The 6,994-nt window shown below is 59.9% G+C and carries 6 protein-coding genes; 2 read left to right on the top strand and 4 right to left on the bottom strand.

The window, feature by feature from the left end; translation table 11 throughout:
* Positions 1 to 174: 174 nt before the first annotated feature.
* Entirely contained in the window at positions 175 to 1,383 is a 1,209-nt protein-coding gene (locus A3730_RS16075; RefSeq protein WP_063538445.1) for an NAD(P)/FAD-dependent oxidoreductase, read from the top strand.
* 19 nt (positions 1,384 to 1,402) lie between these two features.
* On the opposite strand, the gene A3730_RS16070 is transcribed toward A3730_RS16075, so the two are convergent.
* Together A3730_RS16070 and A3730_RS16065 are read right to left on the bottom strand one after the other, a co-directional pair.
* Positions 1,403 to 2,353, bottom strand: coding sequence for a zinc-binding alcohol dehydrogenase family protein (locus A3730_RS16070; protein WP_063521687.1), 951 nt, complete (start codon positions 2,351 to 2,353; stop codon positions 1,403 to 1,405).
* Positions 2,354 to 2,392: 39 nt separating this feature from the next.
* Positions 2,393 to 3,469 carry an AraC family transcriptional regulator gene (locus tag A3730_RS16065; protein ID WP_063538447.1) on the bottom strand — a complete coding sequence of 359 codons (1,077 nt, stop codon included), beginning with the start codon at positions 3,467 to 3,469 and terminating at the stop codon, positions 2,393 to 2,395.
* Positions 3,470 to 3,572: 103 nt separating this feature from the next.
* Here A3730_RS16065 and A3730_RS16060 point away from each other — a divergent pair, with 103 nt between their 5' ends.
* Entirely contained in the window at positions 3,573 to 4,433 is an 861-nt protein-coding gene (locus A3730_RS16060) for a metal-dependent hydrolase (RefSeq protein ID WP_063520809.1), read from the top strand.
* A 191-nt stretch (positions 4,434 to 4,624) separates the two neighbouring features.
* On the opposite strand, the gene A3730_RS16055 is transcribed toward A3730_RS16060, so the two are convergent.
* Together A3730_RS16055 and prlC are read right to left on the bottom strand one after the other, a co-directional pair.
* Positions 4,625 to 4,822, bottom strand: a complete 198-nt coding sequence (locus tag A3730_RS16055; protein ID WP_063520810.1) for a YheV family putative metal-binding protein — start codon at positions 4,820 to 4,822, stop codon at positions 4,625 to 4,627.
* Between the two features lie 78 nt (positions 4,823 to 4,900).
* Positions 4,901 to 6,934 carry an oligopeptidase A gene (gene prlC / locus A3730_RS16050; RefSeq protein ID WP_063520811.1) on the bottom strand — a complete coding sequence of 678 codons (2,034 nt, stop codon included), beginning with the start codon at positions 6,932 to 6,934 and terminating at the stop codon, positions 4,901 to 4,903.
* Positions 6,935 to 6,994 lie beyond the last annotated feature (60 nt).

The following is a 6,994-nucleotide window of genomic DNA, read 5'->3' as shown; positions in this document are numbered from 1 at the left end:
GGTGAGTACGTGATTGAACGGGCGTTTGTGGAGAAATAGACGCAACACGTTTCACGCTGCATGCAACACGCTAACGGGCCGCTTTCGCGGCCCGTTTTTTTATCTGTGCCCGTCTCTCTGCAACCCAGTCTGCTACTCTCCACTAGCCTTTTCGGGGAAGGGAATGTTCCAGCCGTGCAACCACAATCCATTGCCATCATCGGGGCCGGTACCGCCGGGCTCGCAACTGCGGCGTTGTTGGCCCAACAGGGCCACACCGTCACGCTGATAGAACGGGCCCCCGCCCTGGAACCGGTGGGTGCCGGCTTGCTGTTACAGCCCGCCGGACTCAGCGTCCTCCACCGCATGGGGCTCTATCAGTCCATGTGCCGTTACGGCGCGCATATCAATGCCCTGGTGGGGCACACCTGTTCCGGGCGCGCCATCATGAACAGCCATTACCGCCCCCTTGGCGAGCAGACCCACGGCCTGGGCATCCACCGGGCCAGCCTCTGTCATGTGCTGGACAGCCACCTGCAAACCCTGCCGCATCAACGCCGCATGGGTTGTACCGTGCTCACCGTAGACTCTCAAGCACACCAAACCCTGGTCACCCTCGAAAAAAACCAGCGTACCGAGGTGCTTGCCTTCGATGCGGTGCTGATCGCCAACGGCAGCCACAGCCAGCTGCGACCAGCGGCCTGGACGCGCTACGATCGCCTGTACCCGTGGGGCGCCATGTGGGCCATGCTGCCCATGGCCGCCCCCTTTGACGTGCCTCTGCTGCAGCAGCGCTATCACCGGGCCAGCGCCATGGCCGGCATTCTGCCCACCGGCAGCCGCCCGGACCAGCCGGAGACACCGCTAGCCAGCTTTTTCTGGAGCCTGCCGGTCACCGAGATCGCCCAATGGCAACAACCGGACTTTGCCGCCTCACCTTTTGAAAAATGGCGCGGCGCACTGCATACCTTCTGGCCGCAACTGGACGAGGTACTGACACCACTGACCCAGGCGCAGCAGCTAACCCCGGCCACCTACCGCGATGTGATCATGTCGAAATGGGGAGACAACCGGCTGGGCGTGATTGGCGATGCCGCCCACGCCATGAGCCCGCAACTGGGCCAGGGCGCGAACATGGCCTTGCTGGACGCCTGGGCTCTGAGCGACGCCATGCAGCAATCGGATAACTGGCATCAGGTCTGGAGGCATTATCACCAGCAACGCGGCCCGCAGATTCGCTTTTACCAACGCATGAGCCGCTGGCTGACACCGGCCTTTCAGTCGCACAGTCGTGCCGTCGCCACCGGCCGCGATATTCTGTTTCCACTGCTGAGCCACCTGCCCTGGATGCGGCTGCAAATGGCAAAAACCATCGCCGGCCTGAAAACCGGTTTGCTGCGTTAAGGTCGCACCGGAAACCAGATTAACCGCTAAAGGTCAGCACCTGCCGCTGGGTTGTCGCGCTTTGCCAGGCCTGCGCCACCTGGCTGGCGGGCACCGCCACTGCATCAACCTGCAGACCTGCCAACGTGACAGCCGCCAACACCTGTCCCACCGCCTGCACCAGCTCTATCTTGCTGACACTGCCCAGCCCACTGCCCATAAGGGTCAGGTCGGTACTGCGCAATGCTCCGGCAGACAACGGCAATGCCATCCCCGCCATGGAACCAATATTCACAAAGCGCGCGGCGGCGGTTTCACGGGCAATGGCATTGAGCAGGCATCCCGCCGGTGGCCCCCACAGGAAATCAAGCACCACATCCACCCCGTTAGCGGCTATCTCGCCAACAAAGGCATCAGTGAGCACCTCCTCCGGTTGATTCAGAGCAATAAACGCATCCGCGCCCAAGCCCCTTAATGTCGTTTCGTGCTCCGGGTTACGGGCTGTAGCCACAATCCGGCCCGCCCCTAGATGCCGCGCAATCTGAATCGCCAACCGCCCGGACGCGCCCGCCGCACCGTTGATAAGCACCGATTCCCCTGCCTGAAAATTGGCACGTAGCATCAACGCTACCCAAGAGGACATGCCCGGGTTGGCAATGGCCGCTGCCGTCACATCATCCACTGCAGCGGGCACCGCCACACATTGCTGTGCATCCACCGCCACCACTTCGGCCATAGCCCCCACCGGGGCCCGGGAAAACGCAAAATACACACGCTGCCCATCCGGCAAGTGCCCCACCCCGTCTGCGCCAGGCACCAATGGAAGGGTTTTGCCGCTGCTATAGTGACGGCCCTCCGCCTGAGCCCGCACAAGCTGACTGATCGCCGCCGCACAAGGGCGAACCAGCACCTCGCCCTCGCGGGCCTCCGGCGCCGTAAAGTCCGTCCACACCGGCGCCTGATCAAATTCATTCACCACGACTGCTTTCATGAGACTCTCCGAAATTTCGTGCACGATAACACGATTGAATCAATCCTTCTCCGCATGCTGAGAGCGCCACTGGCTGGGCGTCATGCCCATCCAGCCCTTGAACGCACGGGTAAAATTGGCCGGGTCGGCAAAGCCCAGTAGCTCGCTGATACGCTGAATTTCCATATCGGAACTGGCCAGCAGGTGGCGGCTGTCCCGGTATCGGGCTTCTTCCAGCAACGACTGGAACCCCTGCCCCCGTTCCTGCAACCGGCGCCGCAACGTGCGGGGCGTCAGATGCAGACGCTCGGCAAGCTGCTCCGGGGCCGGATAGCCGTGCGCACCCAGCACCAAAAGCTCACGCACCTGACGCAGCAAGGTATCACCGGGGGCCATCAAGGCGCTTTCCCGCTCACACTGGGCAAGGGCATGACTCAGCGCTTCCGGATTGGCGGTAGGCAGCGGGCTATCCAGCCACTGCACCGCTTCCGGCGCCCAGATGCCTGCCCGTGCCTGGCGATAACGCACAGGCACCGCCGCGTCATCCATGGCACGGCCAGAGGTTGGCGGCTCGCCCTGCAGCCAGATTTCCGGCACCAACGACAAGTCAGGGAGAATAAACTGCATGCCACTGGCCATGCTGCCCAGCATGGAACTGAGCAACACATCCCGCACCGCAGCGGGCAACACCACTTCCGGCACCAACTCGAAGAACAGACCGCCGCGCTCCTCCTTTACGCTGAGAACCACACTGCGGCCCCGCAGGTGCCAGAACCGCTCCAGCAGACCAATGGCCTCGCGGGCACTGCCCGCACACATAAGCACATAACCCAGGCTGCCATGGGCCGTGAGCGGCATTCGCTGCCCCACCTCCAGGCCAATGGCAGCGTCACCGGTCAGCGCGGCAGCGGCCGCAAACACCTGTACCGTCTCCTGCAGGGACACCCGCCCGGATGGGTCCTCCAGCAATGCTGCCGGCACCCCCGCAGTGGACAGCAAGGTCTCGCGGGAGACACCTCGCTGCGTCGCCACCTCCACAAACATGCGCACATAGGTCACCGCCAGGCTGCGCTGGCGGGCCCAGTCAGGGAAACGGCTCCAGTCGATCAGGGTGAAGGATTCAGACAATTTGGCCACCAATGACAAGTGCTTTGTCCGCCCAGCATCTCACGCACTCCTGGTGCTCACCAGTACCATATGGGCCAAGCGTCAACGTATCCTTTTCGCCAGGAGGCTCAAAATGAATGCACCGGCAAAACAGCTTCATAACAATCCGACCGCTGCCCGCCCGACCATGGTTATCCCCACCGTCCGCCAGCCGGACTTCGACCTGGCGGACGATGTGCCCAAATACTGGTGGGATAATGACCCGCTAAAAACCCTGTTGCTGGGCGCCCTGTCCGCCAGCTTCCCCGCCGGGGAGCGATTCTTCATTGATTCCGTGCGACATTATCAGGACCGCATTAGCGATCCGGAGCTGAAGAAAGCCGTGCGTGCCTTTATCGGCCAGGAAGCCCACCACTCCAAGGAACACAAGCTGCTCAATGGCTATCTGGAAGAACGGGGCGTCGGCCTTGGCCGTCTGGATCGTGAAATTCAGGGCTTCATGGACTGGATGCGCAAGAACCTGTCACCGGAGCGGCAACTGGCGCATACCGTGGCCGTGGAGCATTTCACCGCACTGATGGCGGAAGAATTCCTGCTCAAATATGACGCCCTGGATGAAATGGACCCGCGCATGGCACCGATCTGGGCCTGGCATGCCATTGAAGAATCCGAGCACAAGGCCGTGGCGTTTGATGTGTACAAGCACATCGGCGGCAGCGAATTCACCCGCGTCACCGAGATGGCACTGGTGAGCGTTCTATTCCCGCTGTTTTCTACCCTGCATCTGACGCAACTTATGAAGGAACAGGGCGAGCTGACCAATGTGAAGTCCTGGCTCGGCGGCCTGAACTACATGTGGGGCAAACCCGGCGTGTTCCGCAAGCTGCTACCGTCCTACTTCAAGTTCTACAGCCCGCGCTTCCACCCGTGGCAACACGATGCCCGCGATCTGGTGGAAAAGGCGAAGAAAAAATGGCTGGGTGACTGGGCCTGATATCTGCTTTGCCGAATGCCAAACGCCGGATGCCGGACGCTTAAAATCACAAACCCGGAAAGGGTTGCATGGTGAGACAAAGCGACAAGGCTGCTGACTTAAATCCAGGCACTACGGGCATTAACTTGAAGCAGGATCAGAGGTGACGAAGCGCCTTCGCGCTTCGTCCATTGTAAAATAGCGGCAACGATCTATTTTTTGGGGCCAGGCTGCAGAGTCACTGGTTGGGCCAGTGCATCGGTGGCCTCTGGCGGCTTGTCGTCCAGATTCTTTTTCGCCCCGCAGGCCACACATTCCATCCACTGGCTGTCGCCATCGATAATGCGCTGGATCTTGTCCATCTGCCCACATTCCGGACAGGTTGCCCCGGCAATAAACTGGCGTTTCATAACATCCCTCCGCTTAACGAAGAACGCCCGATGCCGGACGCATTGTCGTCAGGCATCGGGCGTCCGGCATCAAGCGTTTTATCCATTAATCCCGCAATGGCGAAGCAGCGGTTCCACGCTGGGCTCGCGGCCACGGAACGCCTTGAATAGCTCCATGGGTTCACGGCTACCGCCCTTGGCGAGAATTTCCGTGCGGAACGCGCGGCCGGTTTCTTCGTTGAACTCGCCTTCTTCTTCAAAGCGGGAATAGGCATCTGCCGATAGGACTTCTGCCCACTTGTAGCTGTAGTAACCCGCCGCATAACCGCCGGCAAAAATATGCCCGAAGCTGTTGGGGAAACGGTTAAAGGCGGGCGGTTGAATAACCGCCACCTGTTCGCGCACTTCATTCAATACCTGATAAATATTCAGGCCCGGTTGATACTCCGCGTGGATTCGCATATCGAACAGGGAAAATTCGATTTGCCGCACCATCTGCATAGCACCCTGAAAGTTTTTCGCGGCGAGCATCTTTTCCAGTTTTTCTTTTGGTAGCGGCTCACCGGTTTGGTAATGGCCGGAAATCAGCGCGATGCCTTCCTCGGTCCAGCACCAGTTTTCCAGAAACTGGCTGGGCAGTTCCACCGCATCCCAGGCCACACCATTAATTCCGGAAATACCGGACACATCCTGCTCGGTCAGCATGTGGTGCAGGCCATGGCCAAACTCGTGGAACAGGGTGACCACTTCGTCGTGGGTCAACAGGCCCGGCTTGCCACCGGCTGGCGGTGCAAAGTTACAGGTCAGGTAGGCAACCGGGGTTTGCAGGCTGCCGTCGGGCTGGCGGCGACGAATACGCGCATCGTCCATCCAGGCGCCACCGCGTTTCCCGGTGCGGGCATACATGTCCAGATAGAAAGCCGCTCGGACACTGCCATCATCATCCACCAATTCGTAGAAGCGCACATCATCATGCCAGGTATCCACATCCGTGCGTTGTTTAAACTGAATGCCGAACAATTTTCCGACCACAGAAAACATGCCATTGATCACCGTGTCCGCCGGAAACCAGGGACGCAGCTCTTCTTCGGAAATATCGTAGCGTGCTTCACGCAAACGTTCGCTCCAGAAACCGATATCCCAGGGGTTTAAATCACCGGCGCCTTGCTCCGCCGCAAAGGCTTTCAGTTCTGCCAGCTCCTGTTCCGCCTGGGGCTTGGCGCGACGGGCCAGGTCTTCGAGAAACTGTACGACCTCATTCACATCCCGCGCCATTTTGGTGGCCAGGGATTCTTCCGCGTAATTGGCGAAGCCCAGCAATTGAGCCTGCTTGTGCCGCAGCGCAAGGATCTCATCCATGATCGCCGCATTATCAAACTGGCCCGCCTGCGGCCCCTGATCAGAAGCCTTGGTGGTCCAGGCGGTGTACATTTCCTTGCGCAATTCTGCGTTTTTACAGTGGCTCATCACCGCAATAAATACCGGGGCATCCAGGGTCAGTAGCCAGCCGTCTTTTTCGTCGGCTTTGGCGCGATCAGCAGCACCGGCCTTGGCGCTGTCGGGCAAGCCATCGAGTTCGTTTTCATCGGTGATGTGCTTGCTCCACGCCTGGGTAGCATCAAGGGCGTTGTCCGAGAATTTACTGGTCAGTTCAGACAAGCGCTTGGAGTTCGCCATATATTGCGCTTTCTTTTCCTCCGGCAGATCCACCCCGGACAAACGAAAATCACGCAAGGTGTTGTCGATATCTTTCTGCTGGGCTTCGTTCAGTGTTAACCACTGTTCGCTGTCACGCAGCGCCTGATAGGCCGCACAAAGCGCCGCATTTTGTCCCACCTCAGTCCCGTATTCGCTAAGCAGGGGCAAGCAACTGTTGTAGGCATTGCGCAAGGCTTCATTCTGGGCCACAGCATTCAAATGCCCGGCCGGGCCGAAAGCCTTGCCAAGTCGGTCATCTTCCTGGTCCAGCGCCTGTACCAGATGCGCGTAGTCGAAGTTTCCCTCCGCCAGCACCTGCTCAATACGGGCACGGCCCTCTGCCACCAGCTGCTCCACGGCAGGAAGTACATGCTCGGGCTGGATCTGTGAAAAAGGAGGAAGTGCCGGGTAATCAATCAGCGGATTGTTGCTCATGGGTGTCCTGTCCTGCTCCGGGTTCAGCGTGTGTCTGCGCGGCTGGCAACCGATGGCGAG

It is taken from the genome of Alcanivorax sp. HI0044 (assembly GCF_001634945.1).
Note: the sequence above shows the minus strand (reverse complement) of the source record. Positions and strands in the feature narration are given on the sequence as shown.